Here is a 246-nt window from a genome sequence, read left to right on the forward strand (position 1 = left end):
GATGCCCGCGATCCGCAGGGCCTCCGTGGTGATCGACGCGGCTGTTGGCGAGAGCCACTTGGCGGCCACATCACGCACCGTCCACCGCGCGGTCCGCCGTGCCGGGGCCCCGTGTCGGCGCCTCCCCTCGGCGACCGGCTGGTCACGGGCGGGAGCCATGGCCGGTGAGACGGGCGCGGAGCGACGGCCCCGTGACGGCTTCGACGTCGTGACGGTCACCTTCGCCGGAGACGGTTTCCTCTCATC

Source organism: Streptomyces sp. NRRL S-118, from assembly GCF_000716335.1.
Lineage (GTDB): Bacteria > Actinomycetota > Actinomycetes > Streptomycetales > Streptomycetaceae > Streptomyces.